Source organism: Arthrobacter sp. YC-RL1 (genome assembly GCF_001454985.1).
In the GTDB taxonomy this organism is placed as follows: Bacteria; Actinomycetota; Actinomycetes; order Actinomycetales; family Micrococcaceae; genus Glutamicibacter; species Glutamicibacter soli.
On the sequence record NZ_CP013297.1, the window covers coordinates 145,722 to 168,267 of the forward strand.

Genomic DNA, 22,546 nt, shown 5'->3' on the forward strand with positions numbered 1-22,546 from the left:
GAACGCGTCCAGGATCGAACACCATGCCGACTCTAACAAGAGGTAGGGGCAGTTGCGAACCCTTTGAACAAAAAAGTGGTGCGGCGGGAACAAATCCCGCCGCACCACTCAAGATGCCGAGTACTGGCTACAGGTAGGCTGCAAATTCCTTCTCGATGACAGCCTTAGGCTTGGCACCCAAGGAGGACGCTACGTGCTCGCCGTTCTGGAACACGAACATGGCCGGAATGGAGGTAATCCCGTACTTGGCGGAAAGTGCCTGGTTCTCGTCGATGTTCAGCTTAACGACGGTGACCTTTTCAGCGTGCTCTTCAGCGATCTGGTCCAGGATCGGGCCGAGCTGGCGGCATGGACCGCACCATTCTGCCCAGAAGTCCACGATGACCGGCTTGTCGGATTCCAGAACCTCTGCCTGGAATGTTGCTTCGGTAACTGCTTTAGCGTTGCTCATGAGATGCAACCCCTTTCTGAGGAATTAGTTTGCGGCTTCTGCCGGGGTCTTGACGTTGGCCAGGAAGTGCTCGACATCCTGCGCTGCTGCGCAGCCGGAGCCGGCAGCAGTGATGGCCTGACGGTAGGTGGAGTCGATGACGTCGCCTGCGGCGAACACGCCTGGCAGCGAAGTCTTGGAGCTGCGTCCGTCGACGGCGATGGTGCCCTCTGCAGTTAGCTCAAGCTGGTTCTTGACCAGATCCACGCGAGGGTCGTTACCGATGGCTACGAAGACGCCGGTGACGTCCAAGGTGGACTCTTCTCCGGTGTTACGGTTCTTGACAACCAGCCCGTTGACCTTGTCCTCGCCGTTGATGCCGACAACCTCGGAGTCCCAGACGAACTCGATCTTCTCGTGCGCCAGGGCACGGTCAGCCATGATCTTGGAAGCGCGCAGTTCGCTGCGGCGGTGCACGACGATGACCTTGGAAGCGAACTTGGTCAGGAACAGCGCCTCTTCCATGGCTGAGTCGCCACCGCCGATCACGGCGATGGTCTGTTCGCGGAAGAAGAAGCCATCGCAGGTAGCGCACCAGGAAACGCCGTGTCCGGACAGGCGCTTCTCGTCCGCCAGTCCCAGCTCGCGGTAAGCGGATCCGGTGGAAACGATGATGGCACGGGCACGGTACACAGTGCCGTCGGCCAGCGAGAGGGTCTTGATCTCGCCCTCGAGATTCATCTCGGTCACATCGTCGAAGAGGATCTCGGCGCCGAAGCGCTCAGCCTGCTGCTGCATGTTGTCCATCAGGTCCGGGCCCATGATGCCCTGCGGGAAGCCCGGGAAGTTCTCCACGTCCGTGGTGTTCATCAGCTCGCCACCGGCGGTTACGGAACCTGCAATCACCAGGGGATTCAGGTTTGCTCGCGCGGTGTAGATCGCAGCGGTGTAACCGGCAGGGCCGGAACCCACGATGATTACGTCGCGGATTTCATCGTTCTGTACTGAAGTCACGGGGGTAGAACCCTTTCATTCTTATAATGCGAGGTGGATAGCGAGGGCTTACCTCACTATCCACCTCAACGCATTGCTTTGGTAAAAAATTCCGCGCGTGTTACTTGGCGGAGAACTCGCCGATCTGCAGGCCGTACGGACGATCAGGATTGGCTCCCGAGGCCCGCCGAGGCAGATCGGTGACATTCAGGAAGATGTACTGGCCTTCCATGAAGTCCTTGTCCCCATCCTTGACCGGTACCGTGACCGACGGCCCGGAGAAGGAACCCTTGGCCACGGACGTGGCGCTGCCCAGATCATCCGAGCTGCCCACGAGAATTTCGTAGGCGCCACCGGTGGCGTTCAGGCCGTCCAGCGAGATCTCGGAAACAGCCGACTTCTCTTCAAGTTCGAGGATGAAAACCATGTTCGAGGCGAATCCGCCGAAGTTTCCTGTGGTGTACGAGAAGGACTTGTAGCTGCTCGAGGCGTTGCCGTCAGTCATCTTCGACAAGGTATCGTCGGTTGCCGAGTTCAATTCCTGGTTGCCCGGAACCAGTCGTGAGACGTCGGCGATGGCCGGTGCCGGCAGCGATGGCGCCTCGGATTCCTCAGGGGTCTTGGACTCACCCGGGGTGGTTGGAGCTTCGCTGGTGGTCGTGGCGCCGTTGTTTTCGGCCACGTTGTCCTTGTCGCCACCCAGGAAGTTGAAGGCGAAGACCACACCGATGACCAGGACGATCACCAGTACGGCGCCGACCAGCAGGCGGGTGCCGCGTGAGGTGCTCTCCTCGTCGTCCACCTGCTCGACGTCCTGATTCTGCACCGGGGCGTTCTTGGCCGCTGCCGGGAAGGTTGAGGCCTTGGATGCAGCAGCACCGGCTGCGACGCCGGCAGCCGCCGCTGCGGCCTTCTTCTTGGCGTCGTTCGAGGCGGCGGCAGGCTTGGGCTGCTGGGCCTTAGGCTGCTGCTTCTGCTGCTGGGGCCTGGATTCTTCAGGTTTGGTCTTGGAAGCCTGGCCCTTGGACTGTGCCGCGGCGGCCAAGGCAGCTGTCGCGGTGACGTTGGGCTCGTCCTTGTCATCCAGCCGGGTCACCTTCGGCTTGGAAGCCCCGGGCTGCGCCGGAGCCATCGGAGTGGCGGCAGTCGGAGGCACCTGGGCGTTGGGAGCGGTCTGGTCGTCGGCTTCTGCCGGCGCCTCAGCCTGCTGGTAGTCGTCCTGCTGGTAGTCCGAGTCGTCGTAGACGTCCTCGGCAGGCTGCTGGTTCTTCTTGCCGAAGCGGTTCTTGAAACCGGCGAAACCGTTGGACAGCGCGGTGCCGACCTTGCCCTGCTGCTCGGGAGCGTCCTCGTAGCGCAGGTTCTCGTAGTACTCGGCGTCGTCTTCGTAAGTCTGGGGGACGGATTGGCGTGATTCGCCGAAGATCTCGGTACCCAAGGTGTCGGTGAAGAACGGTTCCACGTACGGGGCGTCGTCCGTTTCCAGCACCAGGTCCAGCATGTCCGAGGAGCGGGCCACGTTGGCGACCAGATAGGTCTGATTCGAATCGGTGATGCCCAAATCCAGGACCTGGACGTTGGCCGTACGTTCGCCCATGGCGATTTCACGGGCGCTGGTGGCCAGCTGGGAGGAATTGTGAACCGATGCCACCATGATGCTCACCGCGCGGTTGAGCACCTGATCGATGCCGCTCAGGACCAGATCGCCTTCTGCGGACGACAAGACGGTCTCGGTGACCTGGTAACGGCCGCTGAGAACGGAGCCGACATCGATTGGCTGCGACACGTGCATCTCCAAGGGGTTGGTTTGCGGTTCGATGGCAGTGAGGCACCGCCATCTGCCATGTTACCTGCCGAGGTCCGTGGATTGGTGCCTATTCGGGCAGAATCACCGTGGTTCTTCGCGGTGTCTGCGCTACCGCTTGAGTCCCGGGATTCGGCGCAGCAGGGGGCCCAGGAACCCGTCCAGTTCAGGAACCTTGGTCTTGTAGAGCAAACCGATGAAGACCACGGCCATGACGCCGCCCACGACGACCACCGTGATGATGGCGGTGATCAGCGAGTCGTAGGCGAATCCGAAGTTGAAACCGCCCATGAGCCACAGCACCAGACAGCCCACCAGGGCTGAAACGGTGGCCATCCAGCCGATGCGCACGTAGGTGTCGATGACCCCGGTGATGCCGTAGTCGCCGTACCGGCATTTGACCAGGTAGTGCGTGCCGATCGCGCCGAGCACGTTGGTCAGGCCGTAGATGAACGCGATGGCGGAGGCGATGTGCAGCGGGTCGACCACGGCGGCCGCGGTGAACGCGAGCACCAGGCCCAGGGCGGCGGTGGCCGTCTGGATCAGCATCGGGGTGCGGGTGTCCTCGTCGGCGAAGAACACGCGCAGCATGAAGAACTGCAGGGACTTGAACGGCAGGCCCAGCGCGGTCAGCACCAGCAGCTGGCCCAGCGCACCGGCGGCCTGCGCGGCGTACTCGGAGTTGCCGGCGAACAGGCGTCCCAGCGGGCCGGCGAGCACGATGAAGACCAGCGTGCAGAAGACGATGGGAATCGCGGTCGAACGCATGCCCTGGCTGAGCAGGCCGCCGACGTCCTTGCGGCGGTTCTCGTGGAAGGCGCGGGTGAAGTCATTGAACAGCACGGTGGCGACGGTCAGCGCGAACAGCGAGTGCGGCAGCACGGTGATCAGCTGCGAGGTGTTCAGCGCGTACTCGCCGGCCACGGAGGCAGCCTGTTCGGGAGGCAGCTCGGTACGCGCCGCGGTCGCGGCGGAGACGATCTTTGAGTACAGCAGCGAGGAGACGTTGCCGATGACCATGGCGGCCAAGGTCCAGATGGCCAGCTTGCCCACGTGTCGCAGTCCCATGCCGCGCCAAGAGAAATCGAGCTTGAGCTTCAGCCCGGTCTTCTTCAGGGGCCACAGCAGCACAACCGACTGCATCACGATGCCCAACGTCGCTCCGCCGGCCAGCCAGATGGTTTTGCCGGTGGTCCAGGTATCCATCGGGTCGCCGGAGGAGTAGGCACCGAAGGTGATGATGAATGCGCCGATGACCAGCAGCTGGATGATGTTGTTGACCGCAGGGGCCCACATGAACGCCGCGAACCTGCCGTTGGCGTTGAGCACCTGACCGAGCACCGCGTACAGGCCGTAGAAGAAGACCTGCGGCAGCGACCAGTAGGCGAAGGCCGTGCCCAGCACGATCATCGGCTCGGTCCAGTTGTGGGTCAATGCCACGATCAGGGGCCTGGCGCACAGCGTGAGGATCACGGCCATCGCGCCCATGACGACCATCGTGAGGGTGATGAGCTTGGAGGTGTAGGCGGCGCCCCGGTCCGCGGCCTTGGAGGCTTTGATCAGCTGTGGGATCAGCACCACGTTGAAGATGCCGCCGGCCAGCAGCATGAAGATGATCGTCGGGATGACGTTCGCCTTCTCGAAGATGTCCGCCACCGAGGTCACCGAGCCAATGGCCATGGCCAGCAGCGCCGTGCGCACGAAGCCCAGGATTCGGGACACCAGGGTGCCCGAGGCCATCAGGGCATAGACCTTCGACCTGGAACCGCCGGAGGCGGCCGGGGTCTTGGCTGCCGGTTCGGGAACCATTTCCAAAGCTCCGGTTACCGGGTGGTCGGAGCCCTGAAAGGAATTAGGAACCTGAGACATACTTCGTTAGAACCTCGCGTGCCAGTTCTGCAATCCGGCGCTCATTGGGGAAGGACAGGCGTTTGCCCAGGGCATCGAGCGGCACCCAGGCAACATCCACGGCTTCGTGATCGGGATCGTTCTCGATGGTCAGATGCCCGCCGGTGGCTTCCAGTAGGAAATGGTGCACGGTCTTGTGCACCCGATAATTCGTCACGGTGAACCAGTAGTCAACCGAACCTAGGGGTGCGAGGATCTGCCCGGCGATGCCGGTTTCCTCCTCGATTTCGCGGATGGCCGCTTCCTCGTTGGTTTCTTCGCCTTCCGGGTGGCCCTTGGGCAGGCACCATTCAAGGCGTCCGCCACGGTTGTAGCGCGCGATGATCGCCACCGGAAAATCCGGTTTCTCGAAGTCGATGACGATGCCTCCGGAGGAGACTTCCTCGACGGTTGGCAGACTCGTGTGACCGCCAGTTGCCTGCGCGCGGGCCATTGACGCAGTCAACGGCGTGCGCTTTGGGGCAGACGGGATCGGTCGGTTCATGAATCCACTCTATCTAGAAAGTGCCCTCCTTCGCCTTATCGACGTGGGCAAGTAAGTGATCTCGCTGGCAATGTCACTGATTTTTGAAGCAAACTCGCGGGATTTCTGGCACGCTTAAGGAACTATGCATGCACTCCCCACTCATGACGCGCTGCGTCAAATCCTGCCTTCGGTCATTTTTGAGCTCGCCGACCGATTCGTCCGGGCAGGTCATGAGCTATCCCTGGTGGGCGGTCCGGTCCGCGACCTGTACCTTGGCAGGGTTTCGCCCGATCTCGACTTCACCACCAGCGCACGGCCCGAGGAAACCCTGAAGATTGTTTCCGGCTGGGCGGACAATACCTGGGATGTGGGTCGGGAATTCGGCACCATCGCCTTCAAGAAGGGCGAGCACACCCTTGAGGTCACGACCTACCGCGCTGATGCCTATGACAAGGATTCCCGCAAGCCGGTGGTGGCCTTTGGCGACAACCTGCATGATGACCTTTTCCGCCGCGACTTCACCATGAATGCCATGGCGCTGCGCCTGCCGGAGCTGGAGCTGGTTGACCCATTTGACGGCGTCTCGTCGCTGACCGACCAGCAGATCCGCACTCCCGGTTCGCCGGACATCTCCTTCTCTGACGATCCGCTGCGCATGATGCGCGCGGCACGTTTCGCCTCGCAGCTGAAGATCGAAGTGAGCCCGGAAGTACGTCAGGCCATGAGCGAAATGACCGATCGCATCGAGATCATCTCCGCCGAGCGCGTGCGCGATGAGCTGGTCAAGCTGATCAACGGAGCGGATCCCCGCGCGGGCATCGATCTGCTGGTGGATACCGGCCTTGCCGATCGTGTTCTGCCCGAGGTCTCTGCCCTGCGTCTGGAAATCGACGAACACCACCGCCACAAGGATGTGTACCAGCATTCGCTGACGGTGCTCGAGCAGGCCGTGGAACTTGAAACGGATGCGGAAGGCGCTGTGCCCGGTCCGGACTTCATTCTGCGCTTCGCCGCGCTCATGCACGACGTGGGAAAGCCGGCGACCCGGAAGTTCGAGCCTAGCGGCGCAGTATCTTTCCGCCATCACGACATGGTTGGCTCCAAGCTGGTCAAGGCGCGCATGCGCGCCCTGCGTTTCGACAAGGACACCACCAAGGCGGTGGCTCGCCTGGTCGAGCTGCACATGCGATTCTACGGCTACGGAGACGCCGGATGGACCGACTCGGCGGTGCGCCGCTACGTGACGGATGCCGGCAGTCTGCTGGAGCGGCTACACCGGCTGACCCGCTCGGACGTCACGACGCGCAACCGGAGGAAGGCAGAACGGCTCGCCTTCGCCTACGACGACCTCGAGGCGCGTATCGCTGCCATTGCCGAGCAGGAAGAGCTTGATTCGATCCGCCCGGACTTGGGCGGCGAGCAGATCATGGCTATCCTCGGAATTCGCCCGGGCCCGGTAGTAGGCCGAGCCTACAAGTTCATGCTGAACCTGCGTCTTGACGAAGGCGTGCTGGGTGAGGAAATCGCCAGCGAGCGACTGCGCCAATGGTGGGCGCAGCAGCCGGAGTCCCAACCGAGCGTTACTGAATAGTAGCGTCTGACTAGTTTGATAACGGAGAGCCTGATTCCCTGCGGGAAATCAGGCTCTCCGTGTTCCCAGCTGAAATTTGCTTAAATAAAATATTGAAATAGCTGGCGTAGGTGCATTTGCCCATGTATGCTGAATACTGTGATTGGGAAGTCTCAATGAGAATTCCGAATCGAAAAGTTATCCAAATACAGTCTCGCGTTGAACGCGATTGACTCAGAGCAGATTTTAGGAGGTGGGACACGATGAATATGAATCAGACCTTTGTGACCGATCGCCCGGTGCGATCCGGCAATGGCATTTCTGCGCCCAATGGCCATCGCTTCGTCTCCCCAACCTCCGGAACAGCGGATTCCTAAAATCATCTAGGCATCACGACACAGTTCCTGAGGTTGAAAGTCAGTAATCGACTCACACCTTAGGAACTTTTTTCATGTCTGCTCCACTTTTCGCCACGGCAGCCCAACGCGCAGTTCGGACCTCGGAACTAATCTTCGCTGGACCGGAAAGCCTGAAGGCTCGTGCAATCTCTACAACCCGTCAAGATCTTCCTTCACCTCTGACCATGCGCGAAGGGAGGGAAAGCAAATGACAAGACGCCAGGACAAGCGCAAGAACAAATACCTTGATAGCGCCGAATTCAGCCGTAACATGCGCCAGCGTGAGTTGAAGAACCACGTGCCGCTAGAAATGTACTTCCGCATTCGATAAGTACTGATAGCGCCATTACCGTTATCAGCACCATCGAACCAAGGAGTACGTTATGAACTCGCCGATCAATTCTCAGAGGCCCGCCGGCCTGCAAGCCGGCGGGCTTCCCGCATTAATGGATAGATGCGGATGGCCGTCGGAATCGGAACGAACAAGGCCCCATCTCGGATTTGAATCAAATACTGCGGCAACAACAACAGCCGGTGCTGAAATCAAGGATTTCAGCACCGGCTGTTGAATTGGCGAAGCTTAGCGCTCGACGTCTCCGCGGATGAAGGCTTCGACCTTCTGGCGCGCGCTCTCGTCGTCGTACTGCTCTGGTGGCGACTTCATGAAGTAGCTGGATGCCGACAGGATCGGTCCGCCGATACCGCGGTCCAGCGCGATCTTGGCGGCGCGCACGGCGTCGATGATGACACCAGCGGAGTTCGGGGAATCCCAGACCTCCAGCTTGTATTCGAGATTGACCGGGGCATCGCCGAAGTTGCGGCCCTCGAGGCGCACGAATGCCCACTTGCGGTCGTCAAGCCAAGCAACATAGTCCGACGGGCCGATGTGCACGTCGTCCTCGCCCAGTTCGGCCGAGGTGTTGGAGGTGACGGCCTGGGTCTTGGAGATCTTCTTGGATTCCAGGCGATCGCGCTCGAGCATGTTCTTGAAGTCCATGTTGCCGCCGACGTTGAGCTGGTAGGTGCGGTCGAGCACCACGCCGCGGTCTTCGAACAGCTTGGCCATCACACGGTGCGTGATGGTGGCGCCGATCTGGGACTTGATGTCGTCGCCCACGATCGGAACGCCTGCATCAGTGAACTTTTGGGCCCACTCCGGGGTACCCGCTATGAACACCGGCAGGGCGTTGACGAAGGCAACACCAGCGTCAATGGCGCACTGTGCGTAGAACTTCGCGGCCTGCTCGGATCCAACCGGCAGGTAGCAAACCAGCACGTCGACCTTGTCGTCCTTCAGGGTCTGGACAACATCGACCGGCTCGGATGCCGATTCTTCAATGGTCTGGCGGTAGTACTTGCCCAGGCCGTCCAGGGTGTGGCCGCGCTTGACGGTCACGCCAGTGGTGGGGACATCGGCAATCTTGATGGTGTTGTTCTCGCTGGCGAGAATTGCCTCGGACAGATCGAGGCCGACCTTCTTGGCGTCGACATCAAAGGCGCTGACGAATTGCACGTCGCCGACGTGGTATTGGCCGAACTGCACATGCATCAAACCGGGAACGGTGGAATCTGCATCGGCATTCCGGTAGTACTCGACACCTTGGATGAGTGAAGTGGCGCAGTTGCCTACGCCAACGATGGCAACGCGAATCGGGTTCGCCGACACATGAACTCCTTATTGAAATGTATAAACCTCCGGGCAACTGGGCGCGCAGAAGACGCGGCACAGAGATATGCCCCTATTGATCTTAAGTCCTCAGGACCCGGAAACATTCCCGGAATTGCCGGTAAATGCAGTAGTTGGCGCTCGAATGTCCGAATGCGGGCGTGATTCGAGCAATGCAATGATTGCCCATGACGTTAAATAACTGGCATTTTGTACAGGTGTGTAAAGCTGTTAACTGATGACAGTGACCATTTTGTTAGTGATAAATAACTGTCAGTATCAAAACGAATTTTGCTCATGACGAAGATTTGAGGTCTTGCCGGCCATCGTTGTTCAGGAATCTTCTAATTTTCTGCAGTATGCGCACTACGGGCGTGGGAAGCGCTGTGCGCAGCCGCTGACGCATCGGCTGGTTCCTGACCAACGCAAGAATTTCAGCGTCGGTCACCAGCCGGCCTTGACGAGCCTGATAAGCCAGGATCGCCATAGACTCGTGAAAACTGCCGTCCATCCGGTGGAAATAATTCTCCCTTAACCAGGCCTTGGCGGGAACCGGGAAATTGAGGGATTCGAGCTCATCCATGGTGCCGAGAATGTTCGATCCGCGGAAAACCTCATTAATCATCTGTTCGTTCACACCGAAATCCGAAAGGATCATTGTTGGCAGTCCTCGATCCAATGACTCGAGCGCGGCAGTCGACGATACTGTCACTAGCGCGCTGCAGGGCGTCAGCGCGTTGGACATTGTGCCGGTTTCGAATCTCAGGTGGGAATGAGGCCCCAGCCTGCCGGCGGCCTGAAGCTCGTCGCAGAGCTGATCATAGGGGAATGCTTCAAGATGGGTCTGCGGTTCTCCTGCGCGGGCCCGCAACTTGACCACCACTTCGAGACCTGGGTTCAGCCGTGCGGCCCGCTCGAGGGCCAGCAGGATTTTTTCGCGGTCTTCTCGGGTGTAGGGAACTTTTGCCTGCGGAGCGAAAACGACCCTCCGGATCTCTCCATGGGTCACCGGCGGGAACCCGGCCGAATGCAGGAATGGCAGCTTGCTGACCATGATGGTCGGATGGTGACCCGGCTGTTCCTCCGTCATGAACGAGAAATCCCGGGCCTCGGCGTGCGAATGGCAGATGAACGCATCCCCGGCGCGGCGGTAGTTCCATCCCTTCGCAGTAGCCGGGTAGGCGACACCGGGGAGCGCGGAGACCAAGGCGGTACGGCGCGCCTGCGCCGGCTCCGAGCGCAGGATCCGCGAATAGGCTTCGGCGACCACCGGCCCGGTGGCCGCGGCGAACACGATGTCCTCGGGGATCGAATCCGCATTCAGCTGATGCAGCGTCATGAATTGCAGGTCTCGCTGGTCCAAGCTCGTTCCGGCGAACGCCGCGGCAATCTGTTCCTCGGTAGGCATCACCGGTGTGCGAACCAGGGCAACCCGACGGTCCCACGCAGGGCCGAGCCGGTCCAGGAAGGTCACTGCCAGCTTCAGGTAGGAATCAGAATCGGCGATGGCGAGAATGGATGGATTCACGAACATGTCAAACCTTCAAAGAGCTGGAAAGGTGTTCGCGCAGCGGCACCGGGGTTGACTCAGTCCACCATGATTCCGGGACTGCTTGGGGATAGAGCTGCCGCGCGTCATTGCCCAGCAGCAGGCGCAGGGACGGGATGACTGTCGAAGGCAGTGCGCGGATTTCCTGGCCGGGACGCAGCACACGCAACCGCATCTCGATCGGAACCGTGTGCTGCTTGGGCACAACGTTCCTGATCTGGCTGATCTTCTCCAGGAATTCTGCGGTTTCGCGGCGGTGCGGAAAATACGCGACCGGACCGTCTGCGGCGATGGACTTGATCCATTGGAGATAGGGCTCCTCATGGATCAGGCCGTCGGCCGCCATGGCGGAGCCTATCAGCAGCGTCGGCTCGGTGAAGCGTTCGGCCACCGGCTGGGTCGAAAGCCATTCGAACTTATGCTGCGCAAATTTGATGCCCAGCTCGGCCATGCGGCGCTGGGTGTCGGGGGAGACCAGCAGCGCGGAGACGATCAGCAACCGGCCCTCGCGGGCCAGCTGGCGCAGCCGATGCCACATGGCCAGGCCCATGGCGGTGCGCGCGGCGGAATTCCTGGCACGAGCGCGGACCAGTGGGGCCGGTTCCTCGGCCACCAGCTGGTTGATCAATGCCAACGTGGCCAGGCCGTCGTCGATGATGACAACTTCCTTGGCTTTCACCCCGGCCAGCAGCGCGCGCTGGACCTTGCCCGAGTAGGCGTCCCCGGCGACGAAACGGTCGGTGGAGGACTTCGGCGCCGGCGGCTTCCGCGCAGCCTGCACGAATTCCACACCGGTCGGCGCCTGGGCCAACAGGGCCTGGGTCGTGGCTTCCAACGGCATACCCTGCCGCGGCACGATGCGCACCTCATGGCCCAGCAGCCCGGCCGCGTGGGTCTCCACCGCCGAGAGCAGCTGCAGCGGGGACTCCACCCAAACCGAGGCGGCGCCGAAGCGCGGGCGCGGCACCTCGGAAGTGTCGTGGCGGGACAGATTAATGGACATGGAACGGGAGAATCCTTCGCTGCGGACGGCGGCGGTCATTGGGCCAGGCGGCTCAGCGACTTGGACAAGGAATCCAGCCCCTTGGAGCCGCGGCGCAGCACGTGGCGCGAGGCCCCGCGGACCTTCGAGGGCAGGCTGCGGCGGGCCGGCAGATGGGCCCAGAGCGGCGGGAGCCCCAGCTTGGTGATCCGGCGGCGCTTGAAATGCGCCGAGAACTCGGCATAGTGCTCTTCCAGGAAGGCCGACGCCTGATCACGCAGGTGCGGGACCCGGGCCGACTGCATGCAGAAGGAAACCGCGGCCAGCAACCTCGAGAGCATGTCCTGCCCGGCCAAGTCCCCGCTGTCCCGGGGGACCGGCAGGTCCTGGACGAACAAGGCATGGATGATCGACAGCGGGATCCGGTTCGAGTTCTCGTACGGCGCCAGCGCCTGCAGCATCATGCCGGTGCCCACGGCGCGCACCTCGGTATCCAGGATGTAGCGGGCGGTGGCCAGGCCGGTGGAGAAGCAGGAGACCACCAGCTGTGGCCGGGCCAGCGCGATCACGGTTTCGGCCAGGTGGTCGGTGCGCAGCAGCCGGAATTCAAGCCCCAGGTCCGCGGCGGCCTGGGCCAGCCGGACGGCGGCAGTGGGGCTGGCCGAGGGGTGGGCCTTGAACAGCACGGTGTCCAGCCCCGCGGCGCCGACCTCGCGCAGCATCTGCAGGTGCAGCTCGAATTCCTCCTCGGAATCCAGCAGCCCCAGCGAGCCGAGGTACTGCCCGAGCACCAGCGCCGCGCCCTGCGGCAGCTCGAGTTTTGCCTGCGCGGCCAGCTGCTCGAACACGACGGCCAGCGCGGAGGCTGGCAGCACCTCGCGCAGCGGGTTCAGCTCGGCCAGCAGCGCCGGCTCGAGCCCCGGCACCAGGTCCACGTGCAGGGTGCGGGTGATGCGCTGGCGCAGCGGCATGGCCAGGCGGTTGCGGGTGGGCCCGTAGGACATCAGCCCGTCCGAGTGCACCCAGATCTCCGCGTCGAAGAAGATCCTGGCCAGCGCCTGCGACGGGTTGACCTGGATGGATTCCAGCACCAGCAGCAACGGCTCGTCGTCCAGGTCCCAGGCGTCGCGCAGCAGCCGCTCGAAGACCATCAGCTCGTCCTCGCGCGGGTTGAACTGCGCGGGGCGGCGCGGGGCCATCAGCTGCGCGTAGTCGACCACGCGGTCGAAGCGCGCGGCGAGCTGCTCGAAGCCGGGGGAGTCCTGCAAGGGTGTGGTCAGCTCCGGCACCTGGGAGCCGTTGGCCAGCACCAGGATGCGCTCGTCAGCGGCCGGGAGCAGGCCTGCATCGGCCATGGCGGCCAGGGAAGCGAGCTGGAAATAGCTGCTGGCCTCGACTAATGCGATCACTTGGCGGCTCCGATCGTTCCGGGCTGCAGGAAGGAGAGGATATGGCGGCGGCGGGCCACATCCATCTCGAGCGCTACCTGCAGGGCGGACTGCGGGTCGATCGAGGTGAAGACCTGGCGCAGCTGCTGCTTCATGGCCAGCCGCACGGCCGGCGGGTAGTGCTTGGCGCGCTTCTCGTGGTGGCAGACGATCGCGAAGAACTGGCGCAGCGCCTTGGGCAGATGGCGCTCAGCGTCCGGGTGGCTGCGCACGGCGGCCAGAATCCGCTCGTAGGCGGGGATGAACCCGAGCTGGCGTTCGTCGAATACCTGGGTCAGCGAACCGGGCAGCCCGCGGCGGTAGAACACGCTGGGGGAGGAGACCACGGCATAGCGTGTGGTGCCCAGGTGCACCTTCCACAGCCACAGCCGGTCCTCGGCGCTGCTCAGGTCCTCGTCGAAGTAGTACAGTCCTCGCTGGCGCATCAGCTCGGTGCGGTACATGCCCGCCCAGACGAACGCGTAGTCGACCATGGAGGGCGAATCGATCGGCTCGATGTCGTCCGCCGGATTCAGCGGCATGCCGCGCAACGCCTGCGGGGCGCGGTGGATGACCCGGTTGGTGCCGGTGACGCGCACGTGGTCGCTGCGCACGAAGTCTATGTGCAGCCCGGTCAGCGCGTCGGCCAGCACGGCCAGATGCTCGGGGCTGTACCAGTCGTCGGGATCCAGGAAGGTGAAATACTCGCCGGTCACCAGCTGCAGCCCGGCGTTGCGGGCCGCGGAAACCCCTGCATTCTGCGACAGCCGGACCAGCCGCAATCTGGGCAGCGAGTCGTTGAAGCTTTCCACCAGCGCGGCGGTTGCATCGGTGGAGGCATCGTCCACCACCAGCACCTCGAGGTCCCAGCGGCCCAGCTTCTGCCGGGCCAGCGAGGCCAGCGCATCGCAGATGTACGCCTCCTGGTTGTAGGCCGGGATGACCACGGAGATGCGGCCGGGGGTCAAGCTCGTCATTGCTGCTCGGCTTCCTTGTATTCGGTGCTGGTGGAGGTGGATAACACCTAAGCGGCCGGACCGGGATGGTCCGGCCGCCGGGGACTGCGGTGCGGGAACTGCCTAGCCGTCCACGCGGCGCAGGCGGGACAGCGGGGCCAGCTCGCCCGGGAAGACCTTCTTCACGCCGTCGCCCATGGCTTCTTCCAGGATGCGGATGTCGCGGATCAGCGAGGCGAAGCCCTTCGGCTCGAGGCTGGAGGCCTGGTCCGAGCCCCACATGGTGCGGTCAAGGGTGATGTGGCGTTCCACGGTCACCGCGCCCAGGGCGACGGCTGCCAGCGAGATCTGCAGGCCGCGCTCGTGGCCCGAATAGCCCACCGGCACCTGGTAGCGGTCGCGCAGGGTCTCGATCATGCGCAGGTTGGCCTCTTCCGGAGGCAGCGGGTAGGTGCTGGTGGCGTGCATCAGCACCAGGTTGCTGGTGCCCAGGGTCTCCACCGCCTTGTCGATCTGCTCGATGGTGGACATGCCGGTGGACAGGATGATCGGCTTGCCGGTTTCGCGCAGGGCGGTGAGCAGCTCGATATCGGTGACCGAGGCGGAGGCGACCTTGTGGGTCACCGCGCCCTGCTCCTCCATGAATTCGACGGACGGGACGTCCCATGGGGAGGCGAAGGCGTGCAGGCCCTGGGACGCGGCGTAGGAGATCAGCTCCTTGTACTGCGCGGCGTCGAACTCCACGCGGTAGCGGTAGTCCAGGTAGGTCATCTCGCCCCACGGGGTGGAGCGGATCTTGTCGCGCATGTCCAGCGGGGTGGAGATCTCCGGGGTGCGCTTCTGGAACTTCACCGCGTTGGCGCCGGCCTCGGCGGAGATGTCGATCAGCTGCTTGGCGATCTCCAAGTCGCCGTTGTGGTTGATGCCGATCTCGCCGATCACGTAGACCTGCTGTCCTGCGCCGAGCAGGTTCTCGCCGATGGCTACCGGCTTGATGTCAGTGGTAATCGAGGTCATGGTACTGCCTTTCAGTGGGTGAAATGTGTAAATTCTTGGGTTGCCGCACCGGTTTCGGCGCGGGCTGCGAGCACCAGCTCGGCCAGTTCCCGCACCGCTCCGTGCCCGCCGTTGCGGGCCAGGGTCAGCCGGGCTGCCTGGGCCACCTGCGGCTGGGCGTCTGCCACGGCCACCGGCCAGCCGACCAGGGACATGGCGCCCAGGTCGTTCACGTCGTTGCCGACGTAGGCCACGCGGGCCGGGTTGATGGATTCGTCGGCCAGCCAGCGGGCCAGGTATTCGGCCTTGTTCTCGATGCCGTGCGCCACCTCGACCTTCAGCTTGGCGGCGCGGGCCGCGACCACGGGGTTCGCTTCCTTGGACAGGATCAGGAACTTCACCCCGGCGGCGCGCAGCCGGGCGACGCCCATGCCGTCCGAGCGGGATACCCGCACGGCTTCGGTGCCGAACTGGTCGACGTAGGCGGTGTCTTCGGTGTGCACCCCGTCGAAATCGGTGACCACCGCGTCCACCAGCACCGGGTCAAGATGCTGCTCCTCCTGCAGGGAGGCCAGCAGCAGGTCCGCTTCGGTGTCGATGTCGATCCCGTGCTCGGCAGGGACTTGATGCACCGCTACACGTCCGAAGAAGCGGTGGTTCGCGGCCAGGAAGCCTTTCGAGTCCATGGCGTAGAACGCGCCGGTTTCGCGGAAGCGCGGTTCGCGGTCCTGCCGGCGGGGTCTCACGGACATGTCGTGGCCTACCGCTTGGGCGAGCCCAGCGGCATCCAGCGACCAGTGGAAGCCGTGGTCGGCGACGGCGGCGAAGCTGACGTCCAGTTCGCCGCGCAGCACCCGGTTGACCGCCGCGTCCAGATCCGTCGGATCGATGAACGGGCTGGTGCATTGGATGAAGACGGTGGCCTGCGGCAGGTCCGGTTCGCGTTCAAGCACGTGGACCAGGACCGATTCGCTGGTGGCGGTGTCGCCGGCGATTTCTGCCGGGCGGTCCACCACGCGGGCCCCGTAGGCCAAGGCTTCGGCCTTGATCCCGGGATGGTCGGTGCTCACCACAACATCGCTGACTGAGGCTGCGGCCTGGGCGGATTCGATGGCGCGTCCCAGCAGGGACTTACCGTGGATCCGGCGGAGGTTCTTAAGCTCGATGCCCTTGGATCCTCCCCGTGCGGGGATGATGGCCAGGACCTGCGGCTGATTGGTGTTGCTCACGAATTCGACGTTAAACACCCGAGTTAACCACCCGGGTGCGCTGAGGTAAACGCAGGGTGAAGTGCGGGTTTAATTACCTGTTGGTTCGCTGGAGGCCTTGCCGTCCCCTCTTCGGTGCCATGTCTCCGGACCTTCCGGGGGCCTGGCCGCACCGGGGAATCCGTCGGGGTATTTCGCGGCCCCGCATCGGCGCGTGGACCGCGGCGCCCGTAATTTTGTGAACCCAAGTGATGAAACATGAGCTGGCGGCGCCGTTCAAATAGGCCCAGCTACTAGGCTGGAGGGTATGCGCGAGTCTAAGCAGCCACAGTCCACCCGGGGCCCGTTGCGGATCACCGTGCCCTCGAGGGCCGACGGGTTTCTGCGCCAGTTCACCGCCGTGATCGGCGGGCCGCTGGGCAGGCACAGCGACCCCGGACGGGTGAACCCCGGATTCTTCACGGTGGAACGCGTGCTGATCCTGATGACCATCGCGGCATCGCTGCTGATGCTGCTGGCCAAGAACCCCTGCCGCGTCAACGGCTGGGGCGGCAGCAATCCCTATATCTACGCCTGCTACAGCGACTGGGTGCCGCTGTTCGGGGCCCGCGGCTTCGCTGAGAACCCGTGGGTGCCGTTCTCGGCGCAAGCGCAGTTCGAGTATCCGGTGCTGATGAGCGTGGTCGCCTCCGCGGTGGCCTGGCTGGTGCCCGAGGGGGCCGCCAACCGCTCGCTGATCTACTTCGACATGAACCTGGTCCTCGTGGCGATCCTGTGGATCGTCACCGTTGTCTGCACCCTGCGCATGGGAGGGCGCCGCCCGTGGGACGCCGCCATGGTGGCCATCGCCCCGGGCATCATCCTGGCCGGGAGCGTCAACTGGGACCTGTGGGCAGTGGCCCTGCTGGCCTTGGGCATGCTCAGCTTCGCGCGCAGGCACACGGTGCTGGCGGGCATCCTCATCGGCCTGGGCACCGCCATGAAGATCTACCCGTTCTTCGTGCTCGGCGCGGTGCTGGTGATCGCGGTGCGCACCGGCAAGCTCAAGCCCTTCTGGGTCACTGGCGGCACCGCGGCGCTGACCTGGATCCTGGTCAACCTGCCCTATGCGCTGGCCTACCCGGACTCGTTCAAGCACTTCTTCGCCTTCTCCTCCGAGCGCGGCGCCGGCTTCTCCAGCTTCTGGCACGTCTGGAACCTGCTGGCCGAGAAGTCCGAGGCGCTCCAGCCCTTCAACGCCCAGCAGATGTCCTTCTGGGGCCTGGTCCTCTTTTTCCTGTGCTGCACGGGCATCGCGGTGCTCGGCCTGGTTGCCAAGCGCACCCCGCGGCTGGGCTCGCTGGCCTTCCTGATCGTGGCCTCCTTCGTCATGGTCAACAAGGTGTATTCGCCGCAGTTCGTCGTCTGGCTGATCCCGCTGTTCGCCCTGGCGCTGCCGAGGTGGCGCGAGTTGGTGGTCTGGATGCTGGTGGAGGTCGCCCACTTCTACGGGCTCTGGTTCTACCTGGACTCCTTGGGCGCCGAGGACATCCACAAGGTGTTCCCCGAGACCGGGTACATTGTGCTGGTCCTCGCCCACATGCTGATGCTGGGGTACCTGATGTATCTGGTGGCGCGTTCGGTGCTCGACCCGCGCCGCGACCCGATCCGCGCGGTGGGGCAGGAGGACCCGCTGGCCGGCCCGTTCGCCGGCGCGCCGGACGCCTTCACCCTGCGCGGCCTGAAGCCGAGCGCCCCGCAGCACGCCGAGCACGCGGCGAACGCGCCGGCCCCGGAGACCAAAGCATGAGCGCCGTAGCGGTCATCGGCTCCGGCCCGAACGGGCTGGCCGCCGCCGCGGTTGCCGCCCGCGCGGGGCTGGACGTCACCGTATACGAGGCCAACGACACCCTCGGCGGGGCGGCGCGCACCCAGCCGCTGGACGGTTCCCAAGCCCGATTCGACCTGGGCAGCGCGGTGCACCCCATGGCCCTGCAGTCGCCAGCGATGCGCGAGCTGGGGGTGCTGGACGAGGTGGACTTCATCATCCCCGAGCTGTCCTTCGCCCACGTGCTCGATGACCGCACCGCCTACGCCTGGCGGGACCTCGAGCGCACCGCGCAGGAGCTGGGCGCCAGCGGGGAGCTGTACTCCCGGCTGCTCTCTTTCCTGGTGCAGCGGATGGACGAGCTGGGCGACACCCTGCTGAACCCGCTGCTGAAAGTCCCCCCGCACCCGGCGACGCTGGCCGCCTTCGGCGCCAGCACCCTGGGCGGCATGGGGCTCAAGGACCTGTTCTCCGCGAAGCACGAACGCGCCGCCGCGCTGTACGCCGGCTGCTCCGCCCACGTGGCAGGGGGATCGCGCGGCCCGGCTAACGCCGGCGCCGGACTGTTCCTGGCGGCCGCGGCGCACGCCAAGGGCTGGCCCATCCCGCGCGGCGGATCCCAGGCGATTACCGATGCGCTCGCCGGCCAGGTGCGGGCCCACGGCGGGCGCCTGCACACCGGGCGGCGCATCACCAGCCTCGGGCAGCTGTCCGAGGACATCGTCCTGTTCGACACTTCCGCGGAGATGGCGGGGCGGATCGCCGGGAACCGGCTGCCGCAGAAGCTCTCCGCGGCGCTGGCCAAGACCCGCAGGTCCCCGGGCAGCTGCCTGGTCCACTACGTGCTTTCCGAACCGGTGCCCTGGAAGGACCCGGTGCTCGCGCAGGCCGGAACCGTGCACCTGGGCGGGACGGCCGCGCAGGTGGGCCGGGCGGAGCGCGAAGCCAGGCGCCGCGCGCCGGGCAAGCCGTTCATGATCGTCTCCCAGCCCTCGGTCTTCGACGGATCGCGCGCGCCGCAGGGCCGGCAGGTCCTGTGGGCCTACTGCCATGTGCCGTTGGGCTCCCCGGCGGACATGAGCGGGCGGATCCGCTCGATGATCGAGGCCGCCGCCCCGGGCTTCGGCGACCTGGTCCTCGAATCCCATGTGGTCACCGCGCAGGGGCTGGAAAAGCAGAACGCCGCGCTGGTGGGCGGCGATCTGTCCGGCGGCACCATGGACCTGCTGGGCAGCGTCCGCCGGCCGCTGGTGTCCACCGACCCCTGGTACCTGCGCAGCAAGGGCCTGTACCTGGTCTCCTCGGCGGTCCCGCCCGGCCCGTCGGTCCACGGCATGGGCGGCTTCCTCGGTGCCAAGTCCATGCTGGAGCGCGAATTCGGCATTTCCCGGCGGAACGCCGTCTAGGCTTGATCCTGATGGAAGACTTCGGCTACGACCTCATTTCACTGGCCCTGCTCGCCGCACTGTGGGCCGCCTTCATCCTGCTGTACCGCAGGGAACCGCGCCGGCTGGTGCTCGCCGCGGCGCTGCTGCCGCTGGTGCTGGCCAGCTTGTCCACGCTCTCCGAACTGCTCACCAGCTTCGTGCCTGGCTTCGGCTTCCTGGTCGCGATCCTGGTGGTGCTCACGCCGCTGATGCTGGTGGTGTTCGGCGCCGCCCTGATCTACAACGGCATCCTGATGTGGCGCCGCGAAGGCGCGCGGATCCCCAACCTGCTGTCGCTGATCGCCGGGATCCTGGTGTTCGCGCTGCCGGTGGCCGCGCTCGGACTGGTGGTGATCTCCCAGTGGTGGAGCCTGTCCCTGGCATTCATCATGTTCTTCGCCTCCGTGTTCAGCGCCAGCGTCTTCGCCATGCTGCTGCTGTACTCGTGGGTGCACGCACGGTTCCCTGCCAAGGGCCGCGGGGCGGCGGTGGTGGTGCTCGGCGCCCGCACCATCGACGGCAAGGTCACCCCGCTGCTGCGCGGGCGGCTGGACAAGGGCATCGAGCTCTACGGCACGCAGGAAAACCCGAAGCCGCTGATGGTGCCCACCGGCGGGCAGGGCCGTGACGAGGTCGAGCCCGAAGGCGTGAGCATGGCCCGCTACCTGGCCGAGCAGGGCATCCCGCAGGAGCAGATCCTCATCGAGGACCGGGCCAAGGACACCATTGAGAACCTGAAGTTCTCCGACCAGCTGGTGCGCGCCCAGCGCACCGACGGCCGCCTGTGGCTGGTGACCAGCGACTACCATGCGCTGCGCGCCGGGCTGGCCTCGCGGCAGCTGGGGCTGGATGCCCGCGCCTTCGGCGGCAAGACCGCCGCCTACTACCGGCCCAGCGCGTTCCTGCGCGAATGCGTGGCGATCGTGCGCGACAACCTGAAATTCATGATCGTGCTGGCCCTGCCCTTCGCGGTGATGGTGGTCGGCGCGCTGTTCGTGGCCACCGCCGTCGCCTAGCAGCCGCACCCGCAGAACCCGCGGCCGCGCCGTTGCATGCACCTTCGGGTGCATATGACTGCACGGCCGCCGCTCGTTGATCCACCTTTCGAGGGAGGTGCAAGATCAGCATTCCGGGCGGTTCGCCCAACCGGATGATTTTCTATGCTGGAGATATGATCCAGGTACAGGAATTGACCAAGAAATACGGTGCAAAAACCGTGGTCGACAATGCGTCGTTCACGGTTCAACCGGGGATCGTCACCGGCTTCCTCGGCCCCAACGGCGCAGGCAAATCAACCACCATGCGCATGATCGTTGGACTGGCAAACCCCACGGGCGGGCAGGTGCTCGTGAACGGGAAGAATTTCAAGTCCTCCACCCACCCGTTGACCGAGGTCGGCACCCTGCTGGAGGCCAAATCGGTCCACAAGTCGCTGACCCCGCGCTCGCACCTGCGCGCCATGGCCGCCACCGCAGGCCTGCCCGCGTCCCGGGTGGACGAGGTGCTGGAGCTGACCGGCCTGGCGCCGGTGCAGCGCAAGAAGGTCGGCGGCTTCTCGCTGGGCATGGGGCAGCGGCTGGGCATCGCCACCGCCCTGCTGGGCGACCCGCAGGTGCTGATCCTCGACGAACCGGTCAACGGGCTGGACCCCGAAGGCGTGGCCTGGGTCCGCAACCTGGCCCGCCAGCAGGCAGCCGCCGGGAAAACCGTGTTCATTTCCTCGCACCTGATGAGCGAGATGGCGCAGACCGCCGACCACCTGATTGTGATCGGCCGCGGCCGCATCATGGCCGACGCCCCGATCAGCGAATTCATCGACAACGGATTGGCCCAGACGGTGGTCCGCGCCCGCGACATCGAGGTGCTGATGAACTCCCTGGCGGCCGAGGGAGTGCAGCTGCGGCGGCTTGACGCCGCCACGCTGGAGGTCACCGGACCTCAGTCCGAGGAGATCGGCCGCCGCGCGCTGGAGGCCGGGATCGTGCTCAGCGAACTGCGTCCGCTGCAGCGTACCCTGGAGGACGCGTACATGGAACTGACCCGCGACGCCATCGAGTACCGCTCGCAGGTGTCCACCGACAACGAGGCTGGGAAGTAGGAAACCATGAGCACCGAACTAGCATCCCGCGCGGCGGCGCGGGGATACGGCAGGGTCACCCTGGGCGGCGTGCTGCGCAGCGAAATGATCCGCTTTTTCTCGTTGAACTCCACCCGCATCCTGGTCCTGGTCTCGATCGCCGTGTACATCGGCATCGCCGCGATCGGCGTGTGGGGCGTGGGATCGTTCATGAGCAGCAGCCCGGAGCTCGGGCAGATCCCGGGCACCGAAAGCATGGGCACCGCTGACTTCGCCGTGGAAACGATGGCCTCCGGCCTGATGTTCTCCCAACTGATCCTCGGCGTGCTGGGTGTGCTGCTGTTCAGCGGCGAATTCACCACCGGCTCGGCCGTGAGCACCTTCCTGGCCAGCCCGCAGCGCCTGCGGGTGCTGACCGCCAAGATCATCCTGATCACCGCGCTGACCGCGGTGGTGCAGCTGGTGTCCACGCTGGCCGCCTACCTGGTCTGCCGGCCGCTGGCCGAGAACTACTCGATGACCCTGGACCTGGGCGGCGAGGCCTTCCAGCGGGTGCTCTGGTACGGGGCGCTCGCCGTGGTGATGGCCTCCCTGATCGGCCTAGCTCTGGGCCTGCTGCTGCGCAACTCCGCCGGCGGCATCACCAGCCTGGTCGCGCTGTTCTTCGTGCTGCCGATGATCGCGCAGATCCTGATGGCAGTCACCGACTGGTTCAAGGACTACGCCCGGTTCATGCCGGACCAGCTGGGGCTGTCGCTGGCCCTGCCGCTGAGCTACCCGAGCACGCTGGAAACCTGGCAGCAGCTGGTCGGGGTGGCCGGATGGATCGTGCTCCCGCTGCTGCTGGCGGGAATCCTGCTCAAGAGCCGCGACATCAAGTAG

Annotated in this window: 20 protein-coding genes; 8 read left to right on the plus strand and 12 right to left on the minus strand. The window is 64.5% G+C overall.

Annotation, left to right across the window (positions count from 1 at the left end):
• Positions 1-127 precede the first annotated feature (127 nt).
• From trxA to ATC04_RS00710, 5 genes are all read right to left on the minus strand, one after another.
• Positions 128-451 carry a thioredoxin gene (gene trxA / locus ATC04_RS00690; protein ID WP_047120561.1) on the minus strand — a complete coding sequence of 108 codons (324 nt, stop codon included), beginning with the start codon at positions 449-451 and terminating at the stop codon, positions 128-130.
• A gap of 24 nt (positions 452-475) precedes the next feature.
• Positions 476-1,444, minus strand: coding sequence for a thioredoxin-disulfide reductase (gene trxB / locus ATC04_RS00695; protein ID WP_047120560.1), 969 nt, complete (start codon positions 1,442-1,444; stop codon positions 476-478).
• A gap of 100 nt (positions 1,445-1,544) precedes the next feature.
• The gene (locus ATC04_RS00700; protein WP_146956006.1) at positions 1,545-3,209 is read right to left on the minus strand and encodes a hypothetical protein; all 1,665 of its coding nucleotides are present in this window, start codon (positions 3,207-3,209) and stop codon (positions 1,545-1,547) included.
• Positions 3,210-3,338: 129 nt separating this feature from the next.
• Positions 3,339-5,096 carry a lipid II flippase MurJ gene (locus ATC04_RS00705; RefSeq protein WP_231735866.1) on the minus strand — a complete coding sequence of 586 codons (1,758 nt, stop codon included), beginning with the start codon at positions 5,094-5,096 and terminating at the stop codon, positions 3,339-3,341.
• The gene (locus tag ATC04_RS00710) at positions 5,080-5,619 is read right to left on the minus strand and encodes an NUDIX hydrolase (protein ID WP_047120557.1); all 540 of its coding nucleotides are present in this window, start codon (positions 5,617-5,619) and stop codon (positions 5,080-5,082) included. The genes ATC04_RS00705 and ATC04_RS00710 overlap by 17 nt, the downstream gene beginning before the upstream one ends.
• Before the next feature lie 124 nt (positions 5,620-5,743).
• Here ATC04_RS00710 and ATC04_RS00715 point away from each other — a divergent pair, with 124 nt between their 5' ends.
• From ATC04_RS00715 to ATC04_RS19805, 3 genes are all read left to right on the plus strand, one after another.
• Entirely contained in the window at positions 5,744-7,192 is a 1,449-nt protein-coding gene (locus ATC04_RS00715) for a CCA tRNA nucleotidyltransferase (RefSeq protein WP_047120556.1), read from the plus strand.
• A 585-nt stretch (positions 7,193-7,777) separates the two neighbouring features.
• A complete protein-coding gene (locus tag ATC04_RS19995) occupies positions 7,778-7,900 on the plus strand; it encodes a hypothetical protein (RefSeq protein WP_286158839.1) in 123 nt (40 codons plus the stop codon).
• 52 nt (positions 7,901-7,952) lie between these two features.
• Positions 7,953-8,138, plus strand: coding sequence for a hypothetical protein (locus tag ATC04_RS19805; RefSeq protein WP_152666920.1), 186 nt, complete (start codon positions 7,953-7,955; stop codon positions 8,136-8,138).
• 11 nt (positions 8,139-8,149) lie between these two features.
• Here ATC04_RS19805 and ATC04_RS00720 read toward each other — a convergent pair whose 3' ends face one another.
• The 7 genes from ATC04_RS00720 to ATC04_RS00750 form a co-directional block, all read right to left on the minus strand.
• Positions 8,150-9,235, minus strand: coding sequence for an inositol-3-phosphate synthase (locus tag ATC04_RS00720; RefSeq protein WP_047120555.1), 1,086 nt, complete (start codon positions 9,233-9,235; stop codon positions 8,150-8,152).
• A 295-nt stretch (positions 9,236-9,530) separates the two neighbouring features.
• Positions 9,531-10,769 (minus strand): DUF6716 putative glycosyltransferase, encoded by a 1,239-nt coding sequence (locus ATC04_RS00725; RefSeq protein WP_047120554.1) that lies wholly within the window; start codon positions 10,767-10,769, stop codon positions 9,531-9,533.
• 1 nt (position 10,770) lies between these two features.
• Positions 10,771-11,787: a hypothetical protein gene (locus tag ATC04_RS00730; protein WP_047121021.1), complete on the minus strand. Its 1,017-nt coding sequence runs from the start codon at positions 11,785-11,787 to the stop codon at positions 10,771-10,773.
• Positions 11,788-11,822: 35 nt separating this feature from the next.
• The gene (locus ATC04_RS00735) at positions 11,823-13,175 is read right to left on the minus strand and encodes a polysialyltransferase family glycosyltransferase (protein ID WP_047120553.1); all 1,353 of its coding nucleotides are present in this window, start codon (positions 13,173-13,175) and stop codon (positions 11,823-11,825) included.
• Entirely contained in the window at positions 13,172-14,170 is a 999-nt protein-coding gene (locus ATC04_RS00740; protein ID WP_047120552.1) for a glycosyltransferase family 2 protein, read from the minus strand. Before ATC04_RS00740 ends, ATC04_RS00735 begins: the two co-directional genes overlap by 4 nt.
• A 102-nt stretch (positions 14,171-14,272) precedes the next feature.
• Positions 14,273-15,166 carry an N-acetylneuraminate synthase family protein gene (locus ATC04_RS00745; protein ID WP_047120551.1) on the minus strand — a complete coding sequence of 298 codons (894 nt, stop codon included), beginning with the start codon at positions 15,164-15,166 and terminating at the stop codon, positions 14,273-14,275.
• 11 nt (positions 15,167-15,177) lie between these two features.
• Positions 15,178-16,374 (minus strand): acylneuraminate cytidylyltransferase, encoded by a 1,197-nt coding sequence (locus tag ATC04_RS00750; RefSeq protein WP_047120550.1) that lies wholly within the window; start codon positions 16,372-16,374, stop codon positions 15,178-15,180.
• A gap of 286 nt (positions 16,375-16,660) precedes the next feature.
• Between ATC04_RS00750 and ATC04_RS00755 the strand changes: the two genes are divergently transcribed.
• The 5 genes from ATC04_RS00755 (at position 16,661) to ATC04_RS00775 (ending at position 22,546) form a co-directional block, all read left to right on the plus strand.
• Positions 16,661-18,142: a glycosyltransferase 87 family protein gene (locus ATC04_RS00755; RefSeq protein WP_047120549.1), complete on the plus strand. Its 1,482-nt coding sequence runs from the start codon at positions 16,661-16,663 to the stop codon at positions 18,140-18,142.
• Positions 18,139-19,566 carry an NAD(P)/FAD-dependent oxidoreductase gene (locus ATC04_RS00760; protein ID WP_047120548.1) on the plus strand — a complete coding sequence of 476 codons (1,428 nt, stop codon included), beginning with the start codon at positions 18,139-18,141 and terminating at the stop codon, positions 19,564-19,566. The genes ATC04_RS00755 and ATC04_RS00760 overlap by 4 nt, the downstream gene beginning before the upstream one ends.
• Positions 19,567-19,577: 11 nt before the next feature.
• Positions 19,578-20,603: a YdcF family protein gene (locus ATC04_RS00765; protein WP_152666919.1), complete on the plus strand. Its 1,026-nt coding sequence runs from the start codon at positions 19,578-19,580 to the stop codon at positions 20,601-20,603.
• Between the two features lie 155 nt (positions 20,604-20,758).
• A complete protein-coding gene (locus ATC04_RS00770; protein WP_047120547.1) occupies positions 20,759-21,685 on the plus strand; it encodes an ATP-binding cassette domain-containing protein in 927 nt (308 codons plus the stop codon).
• A gap of 6 nt (positions 21,686-21,691) precedes the next feature.
• A complete protein-coding gene (locus ATC04_RS00775) occupies positions 21,692-22,546 on the plus strand; it encodes an ABC transporter permease (protein ID WP_047120546.1) in 855 nt (284 codons plus the stop codon).

Excerpts from the sequence above, each read along its gene's own strand:
- ATC04_RS00755 (WP_047120549.1), top strand. The coding sequence starts at position 16,661 with ATGCGCGAGTCTAAGCAGCCACAGTCCACCCGGGGCCCGTTGCGGATC.
- ATC04_RS00715 (WP_047120556.1), top strand. The coding sequence starts at position 5,744 with ATGCATGCACTCCCCACTCATGACGCGCTGCGTCAAATCCTGCCTTCG.
- ATC04_RS19805 (WP_152666920.1), top strand. The coding sequence starts at position 7,953 with ATGAACTCGCCGATCAATTCTCAGAGGCCCGCCGGCCTGCAAGCCGGC.
- ATC04_RS19995 (WP_286158839.1), top strand. The coding sequence starts at position 7,778 with ATGACAAGACGCCAGGACAAGCGCAAGAACAAATACCTTGATAGCGCC.
- ATC04_RS00765 (WP_152666919.1), top strand. The coding sequence starts at position 19,578 with ATGGAAGACTTCGGCTACGACCTCATTTCACTGGCCCTGCTCGCCGCA.
- ATC04_RS00770 (WP_047120547.1), top strand. The coding sequence starts at position 20,759 with ATGATCCAGGTACAGGAATTGACCAAGAAATACGGTGCAAAAACCGTG.
- ATC04_RS00760 (WP_047120548.1), top strand. The coding sequence starts at position 18,139 with ATGAGCGCCGTAGCGGTCATCGGCTCCGGCCCGAACGGGCTGGCCGCC.
- ATC04_RS00740 (WP_047120552.1), bottom strand. The coding sequence starts at position 14,170 with ATGACGAGCTTGACCCCCGGCCGCATCTCCGTGGTCATCCCGGCCTAC.
- ATC04_RS00710 (WP_047120557.1), bottom strand. The coding sequence starts at position 5,619 with ATGAACCGACCGATCCCGTCTGCCCCAAAGCGCACGCCGTTGACTGCG.
- trxA (WP_047120561.1), bottom strand. The coding sequence starts at position 451 with ATGAGCAACGCTAAAGCAGTTACCGAAGCAACATTCCAGGCAGAGGTT.
- ATC04_RS00725 (WP_047120554.1), bottom strand. The coding sequence starts at position 10,769 with ATGTTCGTGAATCCATCCATTCTCGCCATCGCCGATTCTGATTCCTAC.
- ATC04_RS00775 (WP_047120546.1), top strand. The coding sequence starts at position 21,692 with ATGAGCACCGAACTAGCATCCCGCGCGGCGGCGCGGGGATACGGCAGG.
- ATC04_RS00705 (WP_231735866.1), bottom strand. The coding sequence starts at position 5,096 with ATGTCTCAGGTTCCTAATTCCTTTCAGGGCTCCGACCACCCGGTAACC.
- ATC04_RS00745 (WP_047120551.1), bottom strand. The coding sequence starts at position 15,166 with ATGACCTCGATTACCACTGACATCAAGCCGGTAGCCATCGGCGAGAAC.
- ATC04_RS00730 (WP_047121021.1), bottom strand. The coding sequence starts at position 11,787 with ATGTCCATTAATCTGTCCCGCCACGACACTTCCGAGGTGCCGCGCCCG.